The sequence below is a fragment of the Mesobacillus sp. genome (genome assembly GCF_047739415.1).
Classification (GTDB): domain Bacteria; phylum Bacillota; class Bacilli; order Bacillales; family Cytobacillaceae; genus Mesobacillus.
Window position 1 is genome coordinate 13,285 of record NZ_JBIQOE010000131.1, and the last position, 15,588, is coordinate 28,872.

Here is a 15,588-nt window from a genome sequence, read left to right on the forward strand (position 1 = left end):
CGTTTTTCTATTCCTCTATTAAATTCAAGACTGGTACGTCTCTTTCTACATCGGGTTCTGACTTTGAATAAATCCTCGCCATTTTGGTCTTCTCATCAACATGCTGGATGATAATTGGTGTCCCATCATAAGTTACATTAATCATATCTGCTGACTCAACAATTTCTTTTGCGCGGCCTATATTCATTCCTGATTTCCTCCTTCTTGGTAACAAACATAATTTATGCTTAATCATGTGCTGCTATCCAAAAAAAAGCGGCCTGAAAATTAAATCTTGAAATTCAGCCTGATCACATTTGCTTTTCTTAAAGTGTCGTAGATAATCACGACAATTGGACCGATAAAAATCCCGGAAAGCCCGAGTAGTTTAAGTCCAATATACATGCTGATCAAAGAGGCCAGGGGCGAGATGCCAAGGTTTGATGAATATATCTTTGGCTCGATCACTCTTCGGACAACAGTGATGACCAGGAACAAAATAATTAGTCCAATTCCCAGAAAATGATTATCCTGCAGAATTGTAATCACTGCCCAGGGCACTAAGACTGAACCAGTTCCGAGAATCGGCAGGATATCGACAATGACAATCAACAATGAGAGCAGTCCTGTGTATTTAACCCCAAGTATGCTCAAACCTGCCATGGCCATAATAAAGGTGACCATACTGAGGATAACCTGGGCTTTTAAAAAACCTATTCCTGCCTTGTTCAACTGGCTTCCAACCAGGAAAACCTTCTGCCTCGTTTGTTCCTTCAAATGGGATTCCAGCTTCATTTTTAGATTAGGAAGTTCAAGACTGAACAAAAATAACGCAATAAGATAAACAAGAAACTCAATCATGAAACCTGGTATGGCTGTCAGCAAATTGATTATGCCTGCAATGAGTTGCTGCAGGAACGAATCAAGCGTATTTATATTCTTTTCAATCGTTGCTTCAATCTGGTCAATGACTTCTCCCGGGAAGTTTTTTGAATAGAATTCCCACTTGCCCATTAAAGGAAGAATCGCTGTTCTGTAAATGTCCCTTACGAATGTAGGAGTTCGCTCAGATAATGATACCGCTTGATGGGCGATGATTGAAACCAGGTTATATCCAATAACACCTAACAGAAGCACATAGCTGATAAATACTCCGATCACAGCCTGAAGACGCCTGAATGAAAATCTTTTCATAATCCATTGAACCATTCCTTCGAGCATGACTGCTGTTAACACAGCAAAAATGAGCGGAAGGCTATATGGAACAAGGAAAAAAATGACTGCAGCAATCACTGCAATCCAAACCCATTTTTTCCACATATAATTGATACTCCCCTTATGGAAATTAAAACTGTCAGACCTTTAGAAATACTATAAACCATCTTTGGTTTATCCGCTATTTTTTTCACTAGGTATTTTTGAAAAAAATCCTAGGTATTTTGGGTAAAAATAATGGATGACTCTTTCAGCTGCAGGGTATAAAGGTTAAAAAGGGTTATTAGGAGGTTTTATGTCAGACCAATGTGATACTTTCCAGGCACTTGACAGTAAATTCTATCAGCAGCCTACCCTAGAATTGGCGGTATCGCTCCTGGGGTGCATATTAGTGAATGAAACTGAAGAAGGAACAGCCGCGGGAATAATTGTGGAGACTGAAGCCTATGTCGGACCATTGGACAAAGCGGCTCACAGCTATAATAATCGCAGGACGAAAAGGACAGAGATCATGTTCCATGAAGCAGGTTTGGCCTATACTTATGTTATGCACACCCATACACTCTTCAATGTTGTCAGTGGTGAGAAAGACAATCCAGAGGCAGTTTTGATCAGGGCCATCGAACCAGTTGAAGGAATACATTTAATGGTTGAGCGAAGAGGCATGCCGGCATCAGCCAATCTAACCAATGGACCTGGAAAACTTACTAAAGCAATGGGCATAAATACATTCGATTACGGGCATCCCTTAACAGAGAAGCCACTTTTCATCTCGCAAGGTTTTTTACCTGAGAGCATTTCTTCAGGCAAGAGGATCGGCATCGACAATTCCGGAGAAGCAAGAGATTATCCATGGCGTTTTTGGATCACCGGCAATCGCTATGTATCACGCCATCAGAAAGCCGAGAAGATAATAGTTTTAAAAGATGAAAGGACAAACGGAGGAACAAAATGAAGAAAGCAATATTTTTAGACAGGGATGGAGTACTCAATGAAGTATTATCTCATCGGGTAAAATTCGTTAACCGTCCTGAAGACTTGTATCTCCTTGAGGGCGCAGCAGAAGCAGTTGCAGAATTAAGCAAGGCTGGCTATGAAATTTTTGTGGTCACCAATCAGGGAGGAGTCGGACTTGGATTCCTGAAGGAAAAGCGCCTGCACGAAATCCATGACCACATGGTAAAGTTGATCAGGGAACATGGCGGCCATATCAAGGAAGTTGCCTACTGCCCACACAAACCAAAGGCAGGCTGTGAATGCCGCAAACCAAATGCCGGAATGCTTCTTGACCTTGCCAACAGGCATGATATCGACCTTTCTGGCAGCGTTATGGTCGGCGATCACGAGCGAGATATTGAAGCCGGCAAAAAAGCAGGCTGCAAAACTGTCTTTATAGGGAACGAAGAAACAGGAGCCGATGAACAAGCTCCTACACTCAAGGCTGCTGTTCCGTTAATTTTGAAGCTTTTGGAATAAGGAATATGAAAAACAAGTAATTATCCTTCAATCAAATGCTGTAGCCAGAGTACTAAATTGATAGCAAAATAAAAACGCTGCCTTGATTAGCCGACAGCGTTTCTTAGAGTGATTCAAATAGTAATCCTGATGTGTACCCCTTTTCGGGCGCAACCCCCGGCGTTCTCCGACCGAAATTGTGGCTGGCTCCTCTTTTCGGGCGGAGCTTCAGGCGTTCTGCGACCGAAATCCTGGCTGGCTCCCCTTTTCGGACGTAACCTCCGGCGTTCTCCGACCGAAATTGTGGCTGGCTCCCCTTTTCGGGCGGAGCTTCAGGCGTTCTGCGACCGAAATCCTGGCTGGCTCCCCTTTTCGGGTGCAATATCTCCTAATGCACCGAAGCCTCAGATAGTAATCGCCCCATTTCTAGTGCCCGGCGATTGATTTCCAATAGAGAGTGCTTTTCCGGTGAAAGCACTTTTTTCAATGCTTCCAAAATTGATTCATCGGACAATATCCCCGTTTCTTCAAGGAAGGCTCCTAGCAGGACCATGTTCGCGATTTTTGGATTGCCGAGCTCGTTCGCCTTGTCGGTTGCATCGATATTTAAAACTCTTATATCGGTCCTAGCTGACATTTTTGAAATCAAAGATGAGTTCACTACTAATAACCCGCCTGCCCTGACCATCGGTTCAAATTTTTCATATGAAGGGTTATTCAGCACAATCGCTGTCGTCGGCCTTGAAACAAGAGGTGAACCTACCTGTTCTTCACTGACGACGACTGCACAGTTGGCGGTACCACCGCGCTGCTCTGGTCCGTAGGATGGCAGCCATGATACAAACTTCCCTTCAGTCATCCCTGCATAGGCAATCAACTGGCCCATCGACATGACTCCCTGACCGCCAAAGCCCGCTATTAAAATTTCCTCCATCAGCGATCATCCCCCTTCTTTGAATCCTTATACACACCAAGAGGATAGGCAGGCACCATATTGTCCTTAATCCAATCAAGAGATTCATTTGGATCAAGTCCCCAGTTGGTCGGACAGCTGGACAGAATTTCGACCATCGAGAAACCAAGTCCCTGCTTCTGTGTTTCAAATGCTTTACGAATCGCTTTCTTCGCTTTAAGGATGTTCGGCACATCATGCGTCGAAACTCGTTCGATATAGGCTGTTCCATCCAGAGTTGACAACATCTCACTCACACGAATTGGCAGTCCCTGGATGCTCGCATCCCTGCCGAATGGAGTCGTCGCCGTTTTCTGACCAACCAATGTTGTCGGTGCCATTTGTCCTCCAGTCATTCCATAAATCGCATTATTCACAAAAATAACGGTGATGTTTTCACCTCTTGCAGCGGCGTGGACAGCCTCAGCAATCCCAATCGATGCAAGATCGCCATCGCCCTGGTAGGTAAAAACAAACCGGTCAGGCAGGACGCGCTTAATACCTGTCGCGACAGCCGGGGCCCTGCCATGTGCAGCCTGGGTCATATCACAATTGAAATATTCATAGGACAGCACAGAGCATCCGACGGAAGCGACCCCAACTGTATCCTCCAGAATCCCCATTTCTTCAAGAACTTCGCCAACCATCCTGTGAATGATTCCATGCGTACAGCCGGGACAATAGTGCGTCTGGTTATCAGTCAACCCAGATGTTTTCTCAAACACGGTCTTCATGGTCATACCTCGACACCCCCTGCCAGTTTGATGATTTGATCGTATATTTCTTCCTGGGTAGGAACGACGCCGCCAGTGCGCCCAAAGAATGAAACAGGGGCCCTGCCTTCGACAGCAAGCCTGACGTCCTCCACCATTTGGCCTGCGCTCATCTCGACTGAATGATAGCCCTTCACCCTGTCACGCGTGTCAATAAAAGGCTGCTCAGGGAATGGCCAAAGCGTGATCGGCCGGATCATCCCAATTTTCAGACCGTCTTTCCGCGCTTTATTAATCGCGTTCATGGCAATTCTTGCGGCTGTACCATAAGCAGTTACGATGTAGTCAGCATCTTCAATTTCAAATGTTTCGTATCTCACTTCATTTTGTTTAATCATGGCGAATTTCTTCTGTAAATGTTCATTCCTTTTTTCAAGTGCATCGGCATTCAATTCGAGTGAGGAGATAATTCTTGGTTTCCCATCGCCGCGTGTTCCGGTGGTAGCCCATTCCTTTTGTTCCGGCTCCCTTTCGCTCAATTCCTTGAACTCAACCGGTTCCATCATCTGTCCTAGCATTCCGTCTCCAAGTAAAATGACCGGAGTACGATATTTATCAGCGATGTCAAATGCGGCTTCTGTCAGGTCAATGATCTCCTGAAGCGTCGATGGAGCAAGGACAGGTGTATGGTAATCACCATGGCCTCCTCCTTTTGTCACCTGGAAATAGTCCGATTGCGCAGGCTGTATATTTCCGAGTCCGGGTCCTCCCCTTACGACATTCACAATCAGCGCAGGAAGTTCTGCGCCAACCAGGTATGAGATTCCTTCCTGCTTCAGGCTGAATCCGGGACTCGATGATGATGTCATCACACGCGCACCGGTTCCAGCCGCGCCATATACCATATTGATTGCTGCTACTTCACTTTCCGCCTGTAAAAATAACCCGCCAACCTCGGGCAGCCGTCTGGCCATATAGGCAACGAGCTCACTCTGCGGCGTGATCGGATAGCCGAAAAAATATTTGCAGCCCGCATGGACAGCAGCTTCCGCGATAACCTCGTTACCCTTCATAAGTACTTTCCCCATTGTCATATCTCCTTTGCTATACAGATTTCCTTACCTTTTCTGGCCTATAAACAGTGATCACCGAATCCGGACACATTTGCGCACACTTGCCGCAACTGATGCAATTTTCCTGGTCTGTCACAACTGCCGGACGGTAGCCTTTTTCATTCAAGTAATCAGCAAGATAAATTACATTGGTCGGACAAGCGTTCACGCACAGCTTGCATGATTTACACGTCTCCTCGTTAAAAACAACTCTCTGCTCCACCGCTTTTGCCTCCTTTACATTTCCCATGGTAATTTTAAATATCTCGAAATCACTTTCACTGGGGACTCCGCCTCAATTCCGGCAATTTCAGCTGATAAATGCTGCGGCACCATCGTGTTCATCAAAGGAATACCCAGTGTATATGACAGTTCCTTGCTTAAAGTTAATCCCTTTTCTACATCCTGAATTGTCGTCTCGGATCCTACATTTGAGTTATTAATAATTCCTGTGACCTTCAGCCTGGAGGCTTTTTCGATTTTCTGCAATGTCTCAACCGCGCCCTGCAGAGTACTGACATATGGACGGTTTGCATTCAATATAAACAGCACCTCGGGCTTCATTTCTTTCCAATCATTGTAAAATCGCCCCAGTGCCGTAGCTCCATCTTTATCTCCTCCAGCATCGACGATCAGCTTATACGCCGGGTCATAGATCACCCTGCTCATATCGCCCGGAACAATCGGTAAATCAGCGGCTGCAAGCCTTTCAGCAGGTGCAATCAGTTCAATTCCATTTTGGTTCAAAACCGTCCTGGCGTCCCTCGCACGGTAATATGGATTTACGATGTCCAGGTCGGCAACAGCTGTCCTGGCATTTGTTTTCCTTGCTTCGAGTGCTAGATTAACTGATATCTCTGTTTTACCGCTGCCAAAATGGCCGGTAACGATGGTGATGTCCGCCCCTTTCTTCACCGGTTCCCACCCCCCTTATTGAAAGCGTTTTCATTTTATGTCAACTTCATTATATAAATTTCTACCAGGCTTCTCTTTGATAAAAGTCACGTTTTAGTAAAACTGATCAAAAAGTTTTATGAAGCAACTTAAATAAGGAGTTCGACGAAAGAACTCCTTTTTCAAGTCTTATATTGCAAAGCTCAGCACCACTTTTTGCGGCATGTCCTGTTCTTCATAAACATCTTTTCTCAATCTTTCGCAAGAAGGCATCTCATACGAAAAATCCTCTACTGCTTCAGGGATCAGTCCATTCGCTTTTAGTGCATCAAAAACTTTTTGCATAGCATCATCTGTGTCCAGGCAATCTTCTGAACCTTCATATTTAAAACAATCAACGCACGTTTCCACGATATTTGCATCAATCTGTTCCTGTATAAATACTAATTTTGCGCCAGCCATCTTCTCAACTTCACGATTTTCCAATTCAATAATCGTTGTTACGTTCATTATTGGCACCTCCATTTGGATTACACTATCATTATAGTAAGTAAAAATCCAAACAGGGGTGTTTTGCCATTTAGTTCATTTATTATTCACATATTCCAGTCAAAAAGTTGTCAAAAACTCCTAAACAAAGGGATTTTTGATACCCATATAGGGATTGAACTAATACAGTATATCCTTAATCCAACGCGTCGATTTCAACTAAATCCCAGGGTGTGATAATTCCGATCGGCCGCTCTGTGACTTTGCCATTTTCAGTGATTACTACTGCTTCCAGCTTTTTGTTTTCAAGATGATACTTTTCAAAGATATCCTCTGCCGAGAATATATCCGAGTTCTTCGGTGCAAACTCTACGAATCTCTTTGAATGAAGATACTCCAGATCGCTGATTTTTACATCCTCTATCGTCTTGCCGCCCTCCAGCAGATTACTCGCAAGCCACTGGGCAATGCAATTCGAAGTCAACAACCACTTGAATCCATGGTCATCATAGACAGGAAACTGGGAATAGGCCCTTTTCTGGATAATTTTCAAGACATCAACCAAACTCGTATCTTCTTTAAAATAAAACACTGGTCTTGTTGCGATTTGCAGCGCACTCTTCGGATCTGACACCTGACTGGCGATCATTTCAATCTTCTCCACCACTTTTTCATGCGGTTCAGCTATGTAAAAATCAAGCGCGATTTTGTCATGCACAAGCGAATTCCGCAGGCGCCCATACATCTTCAAGTCATGATAATATTTGCGGATGATCGAATGTCTCGGATAATTGATCCGCAGCAGCTCTGAAAATTTATCAGTCGTCTCATTCCTCGCATTCCTCTGCATCCACCGATGAATCTGGTTGAACGCAACTTCAAATCTCTCAGATTTTTTTTCATTTTGAATAACAGCCAATTTAATGTCTCCTCGCTTTATATCATTATGTATTTCATCATTTACTTGATTTCTCCTGACTTTTGTTCGCGTTTATAACGCTTTTTGCCCGTAATGTGCTGTACATGAATTGCATTTTCTTAATAGTAACAAAAAAACTGCAAATTTTGCTTATTGATCTGTAAAACTGACACTCTTACATACTTGATTCCGCGAATTCACAACTTTATTTCGCGATACCTCATTGTGATTCCGCGAATTCCAACCGTAATTCCGCGACTTGGAAATTCGCAAACAGATATACCAACTAACTCCCAGCACCCCAATAATCAGAAAAAAACAAATAGATAAACTTTAAGAATTGCAATTGACCTCGATGTAAATTGCTGATACTATCACTAGTATTATTTAAATCTATAATCTTTTCCTTGTATATGTTCGAGAATAGGGCTCGGACGTTTCTACCATGCTACCGTAAAAAGCGTGACTACAAGGGACTTTGATATTTGCTATTTATTTTGGCATCTATTTGTCCTTTGTGGTACTCCGGCAGCATAAAACTGCCGGAGTTTTTTTATTTTTCTACCAAACCCAACCAGGAGGACAGCACACATGAAAAACTTTTTCCAGTTCGCAGAACGAAATACAAATTATAAACAGGAAACACTTGCCGGAATCACGACGTTCTTGTCGATGGCATACATTCTTGTCGTCAATCCATTAATCCTTAGCCAGGCAGGCATGGATAAAGGGGCTGTTTTTACAGCTACAGCTCTATCAGCCATCATCGGATCCCTCCTTATTGGTCTGCTTGCTAACTTCCCGATTGGAATCGCTCCAAGCATGGGCTTGAATTCATTTTTCACTTTTACCGTAAGCATCGGCATGGGAGTAAAATGGGAGGTCGCCCTTACTGGTGTATTCATCGCGGGTGTTCTGTTCGTCATCCTGAGCCTTTTGAAGATCCGCGAAAAAATTATTAATGTCATCCCTCAGGATCTTAAGCATGCAATCGCTGCGGGAATCGGTTTCTTCGTCGCCTTCATCGGCTTGAAAAATGCAGGTATCATCGTTGGCAGCGAAGCGACTTTTGTCTCTATCGGCAACCTTACATCAGGCCCTGTCCTGCTTGCTCTCTTCGGTTTCATCATCAGTGTCATCATGATGGTCCGTGGAATCAGTGGCGGCATCTTTTACGGAATGGTGATTGCGACAATCGTTGGAGTTTTCACTGGCTTGATTGAAAAACCTGCGGCAATCGTCGGTTCGGTTCCTGACATCTCACCAACGTTTGGTGTCGTCTTCAATCACCTGGGAGATATATTCTCTCCAGATGTCCTAGCCGTTATTTTCACATTCTTGTTTGTTGCTTTCTTTGATACTGCTGGAGCACTTATTGCGGTAGCCAGCCAGGCTGGTCTGATGAAGGACAATAAAATTCCCAATGCGGGGCGTGCCCTTCTTGCGGACGCAGGCTCGGCTGTTGCTGGAGCTGTACTTGGTACCTCCACAACAGCGTCATTCGTTGAATCATCAGCAGGCATTGCGGTCGGCGGTCGTACCGGTTTCACTTCCGTAATCATTGCGGCTTGCTTCAGCGTCGCGATGCTTTTCTCTCCGATCCTATCAGTTATCACGCCAGAAGTTACCGCACCTGCACTCATAATTGTTGGTGCTTTGATGGCAACTGAAATTAGTAAAATCAACTGGAGCAATCTTGCTGTGATTATCCCTTCATTCGTCACAATCATCATGATGCCGCTCACCTTCAGTGTCGCAACAGGAATCGCCCTTGGTTTCATTCTTTATCCATTGATGATGCTTGGCATGGGCAAGGTTAGAGAAGTCCATCCCATTATGTATGTTCTTGGTTTCTTGTTTGTAGGTTATTTTATCTATGTTTAAAATAAGGCCTGTCTCTTTGTATGAGACAGGCCTTTGTTTTTTACAACTGCTCTAGTTCCATGACGATTTGTTCACAGATTTCATGTGTTTTCAAAGAATCCTTTGCGATTAAAAGCGGTGAAGTTCTGCTGCTGACTGCCTGCAGGAAATCAAACACAATTTGCTCAAAACCGCGCTTGTGGAGTGTCGGCTCCCAGTCGCTTCCCCCAAGTTTCATTTCATTCCGATTTTCTTGAATATACAGATCTGATACGTTCAAGGCAGTCCTTTTTTCACTTGATTGGAATACTTCTACCTTTTCCTCGACAACGCCGCTGTCACGGTTCATAATTCCGATTGCGATCCCCTCTTCTGCCTGCAGCTGAATGACCACGTGATGCAAAAAAGTTCCATTTTTCTTTCCGTTAACATTGATCTGTTTTATTTCGTAGGGAAACAAAAATCTTAGCGTATCGACCACATGGATGAAATCATCGAGAATGAAATGGCGTATTTCTCCGGGCAGTGCCTTCCTGTTTTTCTGCATGATAATCATATTCGGTTCTTTCAACTCAGCCAGCTGTTTATATGCCGGGGCATATCTTCTGTTAAAACCTGTCATTAATATCAAGCCTTTATCCTCAGCCAGTTCTGTCAATTCCCTGGTTTTTTCATACTCATAGGCAATCGGCTTATCGACATAAACATGGATGCCAGCCAGCAGCAGTTTTTTTACAATTTCATGATGTGATTCAGTTGCACTATGGACAAAAGCACCCTTAACTCCACTTTCGATGAGCTCATCCAGACTTAGATGTAAATGGGCAAATCTATACTTGGAAGCCAGAGTTTTCAGCTTGGCAATATCCCGGGTGTAAAGGTGGAATTCAATATCTCCCTTTTCTGCGAATACAGGCAGATAGGCCTTTTGCGCAATATCCCCTAAACCAATGATTCCGATCTTCAACATTTCGATTTCCCCCTACTTTTTTTGATATTTCAAGTTTACACAGGAACCTGGACAATAAAAAGAAATCAGCCCTGACCAGGCTGATTTCAAACTTTGTTTTACTATTGCGGACTATTCATTAATCCAGGCAAGTCCAATTGTTCCCTGTCCTGTATGAGTTCCAGCCACTGGACTGAACGTAGTTGTGGTAAAAGATATGTTTGGAAAACGCTGCTGAAGTTCCGCGCGCCAATCCTCAGCTAATTCCTTCACATTTCCGTGAATGACACTAGCTTCTTTAATATTTGTTGAAGCCTCCTCAAAAATCTGAAACAGGCGTTCCTTGACCTTTTTTTCCGTCCTGATTTTATCAAAAAGGACTACCTTGCCATCATCGAACCTGACAATCAGCTTTAATTTAATCAAGCTGCCAATAATCACCTGTGTCGTGGATAAACGTCCACCCTTATGCAGCTGCTCAAGGCTGCCTGGTGCCATATAAAGATTAGCCTTATCAGGAAGGGTCCTCAAGTAAGAAACGATTTCTTCATACGACTTCCCTTCCTTCTGCATTTCAACGCCTTTTTCAACCATGCGTCCCAATGGGAAAGAACCAATCTTCGAATCGATGACATCGACTTTGAAATCTACCATGCTGGAAGCTGCCATGGAGGATTGGAAAGTTCCTGTCAGAGCGCTCGAAGCGTGGATCGCGATCGCATGCTTATATTGCTCCTTAAGCTTCTGGTATAGTTCCACAAACTCCCCAATAGCAGGCTGCGATGTTTTCGGAAGGACCTTTGATGCTGCCAGCTTTGGATAAAAATCCTCGGCAGTGATATCAACGCCTTCCAAATACGATTCTTCACCAAAAATAATACTTAAAGGTACAACGTATATATGATTATTCTTTATGTATTCTTCTGTAAGTCCAGATGTACTGTCAGTTACCCATGCAATGTCATTTAATGTAGTCATGATTTCTCCTGTTCTTGTCAAAAATATCGTTGAATATGCTTACATTTTCCATGATATATGAAGAATCCTTATAAGACTATTAGTAATTTTTAAGAATACGATTTATTTGTTAAAAACAATGAAAAAGTTAATAACACAGACACATGTTTCTCATTCTGATTAAAGGGAACAATTGTAACAGACCTGACTGGAGGAAAGTTACTCATGGACCCATATATCTACGGTTTATATTCCCTCATCTACTTGTTTTTATTCCTATGGGGACTAAAATTATCCATTAAGTATGGATTTTTGTCCTGGCTCAATGTCCTTTTGTTGGTTACATTCGGTTTAGTGTACGACAACCTTGTACTAGCTATGGGAAGCATTATTGGGGAAGGAAGCTTTTTAAAAGCCTTGAATGAGATGCGTTACTGGTTCCATGCATTCTTTACCCCATTGTTGATTTTATTTTCCTGGGCAGCTATCAGGAAGCCAGAAATTCACTGGCTGAAGGGACGAGCAGGATTTGTCTTGGCGGGAGTCTTCACTCTGGCTATGATTATTGCTGAGCTTATACAAAATACCATCGGAATTAAGCTTGAGTCCGCCCGGAAATACGGGGTACTAAGCTATGAATCTGCCGGATCGCATGGCCCGCCTGTTATGATCATTGGTGTTACTGTTGCATTACTGTTTGCAGGGATTATCCTCTGGAAAAAATTGAACTGGACATGGATGGCCATCGGAGTCATTTTGATGGGTATAGGAAGCGCTGTGCCCATTCCATTGGAGAGTGATGCAGCTACCAACGGCTTCGAACTCATTTTACTAATTTCCTTATGGGCAACAAAAGCTTTCTTTGAAAGAAATTCAGATCAGGCCACGATATGAGGCCTGGTCTGATTTAAAATAAAGTCTTCACTTCTTGTGCCGATAGCTGTTTACCCGCTGAAACAACTTTTTCATCAATGACCAAAGCTGGCGTACTCTTCACTTTATACTTTTCGATTTCCTCATTATCTTCCACCATTTCGACTACCGCTGCGACACCCGCTTCCTTTACAGCATCATTTATACTTTCTTCAAGGCTTTTGCATTTATCGCAACCAGGCCCCAATACTTTGATGATCATCTGTTCTTCTCCTTTCACTTGTAATCACAGATTGATTCAATAAGGCTTATATCTTGAATTTACCCTCATTTTGAAAATAAAAGACATATTTCTGATAGCTTTTTTATTTTTTACTCATAACTGATTGGGGTTGCCGACAGAGATGGAATTTATCCTTACTGCTTTCACATTTTGACAGGTTGGGAGAAATTGGGCTCAAACCTGTCATGATTCCATCGTTTTTCTGACAGCTTTTCTGGTGCATAGACCAAACCTGTCATGATTCCATCGGTTTTCTGACAGCTTTTCTGGTGCATGGGCTAAACCTGTCTTGATTCCATCGGTTTTCTGACAGCTTTTCTGGTGCATGGGCTAAACCTGTCATGATTCCATCGTTTTTCTGACAGCTTTTCTGGTACATGGACCAAAGCTGTCATGATTCCATCGTTTTTCTGACAGCTTTTCAGGAGAATGTGCCAAAGCTGTCAAGATCCCATCGGTTTTCTGACAGCTTTTCTGGAGAATGTGCCAAAGCTGTCAAGATCCCATCGTTTTTCTGACAGCTTTTCTGGTGCATGGGCTAAACCTGTCATGATTCCATCGTTTTTCTGACAACTTTTCTGGTGCATGGGCCAAAGCTGTCAAGATTCTACCATTTTTCTGACAGCTTTTCTGGTGCATGGGCTAAACCTGTCATGATTCCGTCGTTTTTCTGACAACTTTTCCAGAGCTTGCCCCAAACCTGTCATGATTCCACCGTTATTCTGACAGCTTTTCCAGATCTTGCGCCAAAGCTGTCAAGAATCAAATAAATCCGTCTTTTCCAAATCAATTTCACCAGAAAGTCCAATTACTTTTTAGCAATCAAAAAATATGAGAAAATAAAATAGCAATTGAATAGATAAGGAGGCGCATGATATGCCACAAAATCTCCAGGATACTACTACATTACATAATGGTGTCAAGATGCCATGGTTTGGCCTTGGTGTGTTCAAGGTCCAGGAAGGTTCTGAAGTTGTAGAGTCTGTTAAAGCAGCGCTTAGAAATGGCTACAAGAGCATCGATACTGCAGCGGTTTACAGAAACGAGGAAGGCGTCGGTCAGGGAATCAAAGAAGCTGGTGTTCCGCGTGAAAAATTGTTTATCACGACGAAGGTCTGGAATTCCGATCAGGGGTATGAATCGACGCTTCAGGCTTTTGAGACTAGCATGGAAAAGCTTGGCCTTGAATACCTGGACCTTTACCTGATTCACTGGCCAGTTGCAGGCAAATATAAAGAAACATGGAAGGCACTCGAAAAGCTTTATAAAGATGGAAAAGTCCGCGCCATTGGCGTTAGCAACTTCCATGTTCATCATCTTAAAGATTTGATGGCTGATGCTGAAATCAAGCCAATGGTCAACCAGGTTGAGTACCATCCGCATCTGGCCCAGACTGAGCTGCTTGAGTTCTGCAAAGCCGAGGGCATCCAAATGGAAGCCTGGTCTCCATTGAAGCAAGGAGAGCTCTTATCAGAACCAACAATCGTCGAAATCGCCGAAAAGCATAAGAAATCAACAGCACAAGTGATTCTGCGCTGGGATTTACAAAACGAAGTGATAACGATTCCTAAATCGGTCAAGGAACACCGCATTATCGAAAATGCAGATATCTTCGATTTCGAGCTATCTGCCGATGATATGGACCGCCTGAACAGTTTAAATAAGAACGAACGCGTAGGTCCCGACCCTGATAATTTCGATTTTTAAAATCAAAACAATTAGGCGCAGAATGAATTTCTGCGCCTTTTTTATTCCCTAAAAACTAACACCAAATAATTATACCTAAATATAGTATCTGGTGCTAAAAATCACATCTTTTTATAACTCTGCATGTTAAACTGCAAAGGAATAAATTCAGAAAGGGGTTTTAGCATGGACTTCCCAAAACTTAAAATTGGCCATATGGTTCCCAGGGTTCCAATAATGCAAGGCGGAATGGGGGTAGGCATTTCGCTCAGCGGATTGGCATCAGCTGTTGCAAACGCAGGTGGAATTGGCATCATTTCCGGAACAGGGATTACAGTTGAAGAGATGCGTCTGCATATCAGGAAAGCCAGGGAGCTAACACAGGGTAATGGATACATTGGTGTAAATGTATTGTTTGCGATGAATGATTTCGCTGAAAAAATGAAAGCTGCATTAGATGAAAAAGTTGATTTCATCATTTCTGGAGCTGGAATATCAAGAGATATGTATTCATGGGGCAAGCAAGCGGGCATCCCGGTCATTTCCATTGTCTCCTCTGCCAAGCTAGCTAAAATCTCAGAACGACTGGGTGCTGCTGCTTTGGTAGTTGAAGGATTTGAGGCAGGCGGTCACCTTGGAACAGACAAACCTCTTTTTGACATACTTCCTGATATTGTTGATTCTGTATCCATCCCGGTGATTGCTGCTGGGGGAATCATGACTGGAGCTGATATTGCGAAGGCTTTTTCCCTTGGAGCTTCAGGGGTCCAAATGGGCACAAGGTTTGTTGCCAGTGATGAATGCGACGCTCCGCAAAGCTTCAAGGAGAAATACGTGTCAGCCACTGAAAAAGACACATTACTGGTGAAAACCACAGTAGGACTGCACGGTCGGGCCATTGCCAATCATTTTACCAAGCTCATCACCTCCTCAGATAAACTTAGGATCAAAAAGTGTCGTGATTGTCTGAAAAATTGCTCCTATCAATTTTGCACACTGGACTCTCTGCTCACCTCTGTTGCCGGTGATGTAGAGAATGGCCTCGTATTCGCTGGCTCTAGGGTAAGTGAAATCAAAGAAATCCTTCCCGTCCGGACAATCATAGAAAATTTAAGAACGGAATATGAAGCAGCCGCTCAAAGCTTTGCTTAAATAAAGATTATATTAGAATTGGGGCTGGCCAGCGAATTGGCTATAGGGACTTTTTTCGAACTCTCAATTTAAATAAAACACAGACAACCGCATTCTG

18 protein-coding genes and 1 riboswitch are annotated in these 15,588 nt (G+C 43.4%); of the genes, 6 read left to right on the forward strand and 12 right to left on the reverse strand.

Features of this window, described 5'->3' with window-relative positions; translation table 11 throughout:
- Positions 1–7: 7 nt before the first annotated feature.
- Both ACH0QE_RS10330 and ytvI read right to left on the reverse strand, forming a co-directional pair.
- Positions 8–187 carry an H-type small acid-soluble spore protein gene (locus ACH0QE_RS10330; RefSeq protein WP_102261668.1) on the reverse strand — a complete coding sequence of 60 codons (180 nt, stop codon included), beginning with the start codon at positions 185–187 and terminating at the stop codon, positions 8–10.
- A gap of 80 nt (positions 188–267) precedes the next feature.
- A complete protein-coding gene (ytvI, locus tag ACH0QE_RS10335; protein WP_415800604.1) occupies positions 268–1,299 on the reverse strand; it encodes a sporulation integral membrane protein YtvI in 1,032 nt (343 codons plus the stop codon).
- A 190-nt stretch (positions 1,300–1,489) separates the two neighbouring features.
- Between ytvI and ACH0QE_RS10340 the strand changes: the two genes are divergently transcribed.
- Positions 1,490–2,149: a DNA-3-methyladenine glycosylase gene (locus ACH0QE_RS10340; RefSeq protein ID WP_415800605.1), complete on the forward strand. Its 660-nt coding sequence runs from the start codon at positions 1,490–1,492 to the stop codon at positions 2,147–2,149.
- A complete protein-coding gene (locus ACH0QE_RS10345; RefSeq protein WP_415800606.1) occupies positions 2,146–2,670 on the forward strand; it encodes a D-glycero-alpha-D-manno-heptose-1,7-bisphosphate 7-phosphatase in 525 nt (174 codons plus the stop codon). Before ACH0QE_RS10340 ends, ACH0QE_RS10345 begins: the two co-directional genes overlap by 4 nt.
- A gap of 367 nt (positions 2,671–3,037) precedes the next feature.
- On the opposite strand, the gene ACH0QE_RS10350 is transcribed toward ACH0QE_RS10345, so the two are convergent.
- From ACH0QE_RS10350 to ACH0QE_RS10380, 7 genes are all read right to left on the reverse strand, one after another.
- On the reverse strand, positions 3,038–3,583 hold the full coding sequence (locus ACH0QE_RS10350) for a 2-oxoacid:acceptor oxidoreductase family protein (protein WP_415800607.1): 546 nt from the start codon (positions 3,581–3,583) through the stop codon (positions 3,038–3,040).
- Entirely contained in the window at positions 3,583–4,341 is a 759-nt protein-coding gene (locus tag ACH0QE_RS10355; RefSeq protein WP_415800608.1) for a thiamine pyrophosphate-dependent enzyme, read from the reverse strand. The genes ACH0QE_RS10350 and ACH0QE_RS10355 overlap by 1 nt, the downstream gene beginning before the upstream one ends.
- On the reverse strand, positions 4,338–5,402 hold the full coding sequence (locus tag ACH0QE_RS10360; protein WP_415800609.1) for a 3-methyl-2-oxobutanoate dehydrogenase subunit VorB: 1,065 nt from the start codon (positions 5,400–5,402) through the stop codon (positions 4,338–4,340). The genes ACH0QE_RS10355 and ACH0QE_RS10360 overlap by 4 nt, the downstream gene beginning before the upstream one ends.
- A 16-nt stretch (positions 5,403–5,418) precedes the next feature.
- The gene (locus ACH0QE_RS10365; protein ID WP_031307999.1) at positions 5,419–5,649 is read right to left on the reverse strand and encodes a 4Fe-4S binding protein; all 231 of its coding nucleotides are present in this window, start codon (positions 5,647–5,649) and stop codon (positions 5,419–5,421) included.
- A 14-nt stretch (positions 5,650–5,663) separates the two neighbouring features.
- Positions 5,664–6,341, reverse strand: coding sequence for a hypothetical protein (locus tag ACH0QE_RS10370; protein ID WP_415800610.1), 678 nt, complete (start codon positions 6,339–6,341; stop codon positions 5,664–5,666).
- Positions 6,342–6,509: 168 nt separating this feature from the next.
- A complete protein-coding gene (locus ACH0QE_RS10375) occupies positions 6,510–6,830 on the reverse strand; it encodes a hypothetical protein (RefSeq protein WP_415800611.1) in 321 nt (106 codons plus the stop codon).
- A 175-nt stretch (positions 6,831–7,005) separates the two neighbouring features.
- Positions 7,006–7,728, reverse strand: coding sequence for a CBS domain-containing protein (locus tag ACH0QE_RS10380; protein ID WP_415800612.1), 723 nt, complete (start codon positions 7,726–7,728; stop codon positions 7,006–7,008).
- 387 nt (positions 7,729–8,115) lie between these two features.
- Positions 8,116–8,217: riboswitch (purine riboswitch) on the forward strand.
- A gap of 102 nt (positions 8,218–8,319) precedes the next feature.
- On the opposite strand from ACH0QE_RS10380, the gene ACH0QE_RS10385 reads away from it, so the two are divergent.
- Complete coding sequence (locus tag ACH0QE_RS10385; protein WP_415800613.1) at positions 8,320–9,612, forward strand: NCS2 family permease; 1,293 nt, start codon at positions 8,320–8,322, stop codon at positions 9,610–9,612.
- A gap of 40 nt (positions 9,613–9,652) precedes the next feature.
- On the opposite strand, the gene ACH0QE_RS10390 is transcribed toward ACH0QE_RS10385, so the two are convergent.
- Positions 9,653–10,561: a Gfo/Idh/MocA family protein gene (locus ACH0QE_RS10390; RefSeq protein WP_415800614.1), complete on the reverse strand. Its 909-nt coding sequence runs from the start codon at positions 10,559–10,561 to the stop codon at positions 9,653–9,655.
- 111 nt (positions 10,562–10,672) lie between these two features.
- Complete coding sequence (locus ACH0QE_RS10395) at positions 10,673–11,518, reverse strand: DegV family protein (RefSeq protein ID WP_415800615.1); 846 nt, start codon at positions 11,516–11,518, stop codon at positions 10,673–10,675.
- 204 nt (positions 11,519–11,722) lie between these two features.
- Between ACH0QE_RS10395 and ACH0QE_RS10400 the strand changes: the two genes are divergently transcribed.
- On the forward strand, positions 11,723–12,391 hold the full coding sequence (locus tag ACH0QE_RS10400) for a hypothetical protein (RefSeq protein WP_415800616.1): 669 nt from the start codon (positions 11,723–11,725) through the stop codon (positions 12,389–12,391).
- Between the two features lie 13 nt (positions 12,392–12,404).
- On the opposite strand, the gene ACH0QE_RS10405 is transcribed toward ACH0QE_RS10400, so the two are convergent.
- Entirely contained in the window at positions 12,405–12,632 is a 228-nt protein-coding gene (locus ACH0QE_RS10405) for a thioredoxin family protein (protein WP_415800617.1), read from the reverse strand.
- 897 nt (positions 12,633–13,529) lie between these two features.
- On the opposite strand from ACH0QE_RS10405, the gene ACH0QE_RS10410 reads away from it, so the two are divergent.
- Both ACH0QE_RS10410 and ACH0QE_RS10415 read left to right on the forward strand, forming a co-directional pair.
- The gene (locus ACH0QE_RS10410) at positions 13,530–14,360 is read left to right on the forward strand and encodes an aldo/keto reductase (protein ID WP_415800618.1); all 831 of its coding nucleotides are present in this window, start codon (positions 13,530–13,532) and stop codon (positions 14,358–14,360) included.
- 165 nt (positions 14,361–14,525) lie between these two features.
- Positions 14,526–15,491, forward strand: a complete 966-nt coding sequence (locus ACH0QE_RS10415) for an NAD(P)H-dependent flavin oxidoreductase (RefSeq protein WP_415800619.1) — start codon at positions 14,526–14,528, stop codon at positions 15,489–15,491.
- Positions 15,492–15,588: the final 97 nt, after the last annotated feature.

Bases quoted from the DNA above. Each gene is read 5' to 3' on its own strand.
- ACH0QE_RS10345 (WP_415800606.1), top strand. From the start codon at position 2,146: ATGAAGAAAGCAATATTTTTAGACAGGGATGGAGTACTCAATGAAGTA.
- ACH0QE_RS10355 (WP_415800608.1), bottom strand. From the start codon at position 4,341: ATGACCATGAAGACCGTGTTTGAGAAAACATCTGGGTTGACTGATAAC.
- ACH0QE_RS10410 (WP_415800618.1), top strand. From the start codon at position 13,530: ATGCCACAAAATCTCCAGGATACTACTACATTACATAATGGTGTCAAG.
- ACH0QE_RS10405 (WP_415800617.1), bottom strand. From the start codon at position 12,632: ATGATCATCAAAGTATTGGGGCCTGGTTGCGATAAATGCAAAAGCCTT.
- ACH0QE_RS10360 (WP_415800609.1), bottom strand. From the start codon at position 5,402: ATGGGGAAAGTACTTATGAAGGGTAACGAGGTTATCGCGGAAGCTGCT.
- ACH0QE_RS10400 (WP_415800616.1), top strand. From the start codon at position 11,723: ATGGACCCATATATCTACGGTTTATATTCCCTCATCTACTTGTTTTTA.
- ACH0QE_RS10395 (WP_415800615.1), bottom strand. From the start codon at position 11,518: ATGACTACATTAAATGACATTGCATGGGTAACTGACAGTACATCTGGA.
- ACH0QE_RS10330 (WP_102261668.1), bottom strand. From the start codon at position 187: ATGAATATAGGCCGCGCAAAAGAAATTGTTGAGTCAGCAGATATGATT.
- ytvI (WP_415800604.1), bottom strand. From the start codon at position 1,299: ATGTGGAAAAAATGGGTTTGGATTGCAGTGATTGCTGCAGTCATTTTT.
- ACH0QE_RS10415 (WP_415800619.1), top strand. From the start codon at position 14,526: ATGGACTTCCCAAAACTTAAAATTGGCCATATGGTTCCCAGGGTTCCA.
- ACH0QE_RS10390 (WP_415800614.1), bottom strand. From the start codon at position 10,561: ATGTTGAAGATCGGAATCATTGGTTTAGGGGATATTGCGCAAAAGGCC.
- ACH0QE_RS10375 (WP_415800611.1), bottom strand. From the start codon at position 6,830: ATGAACGTAACAACGATTATTGAATTGGAAAATCGTGAAGTTGAGAAG.
- ACH0QE_RS10350 (WP_415800607.1), bottom strand. From the start codon at position 3,583: ATGGAGGAAATTTTAATAGCGGGCTTTGGCGGTCAGGGAGTCATGTCG.
- ACH0QE_RS10340 (WP_415800605.1), top strand. From the start codon at position 1,490: ATGTCAGACCAATGTGATACTTTCCAGGCACTTGACAGTAAATTCTAT.
- ACH0QE_RS10385 (WP_415800613.1), top strand. From the start codon at position 8,320: ATGAAAAACTTTTTCCAGTTCGCAGAACGAAATACAAATTATAAACAG.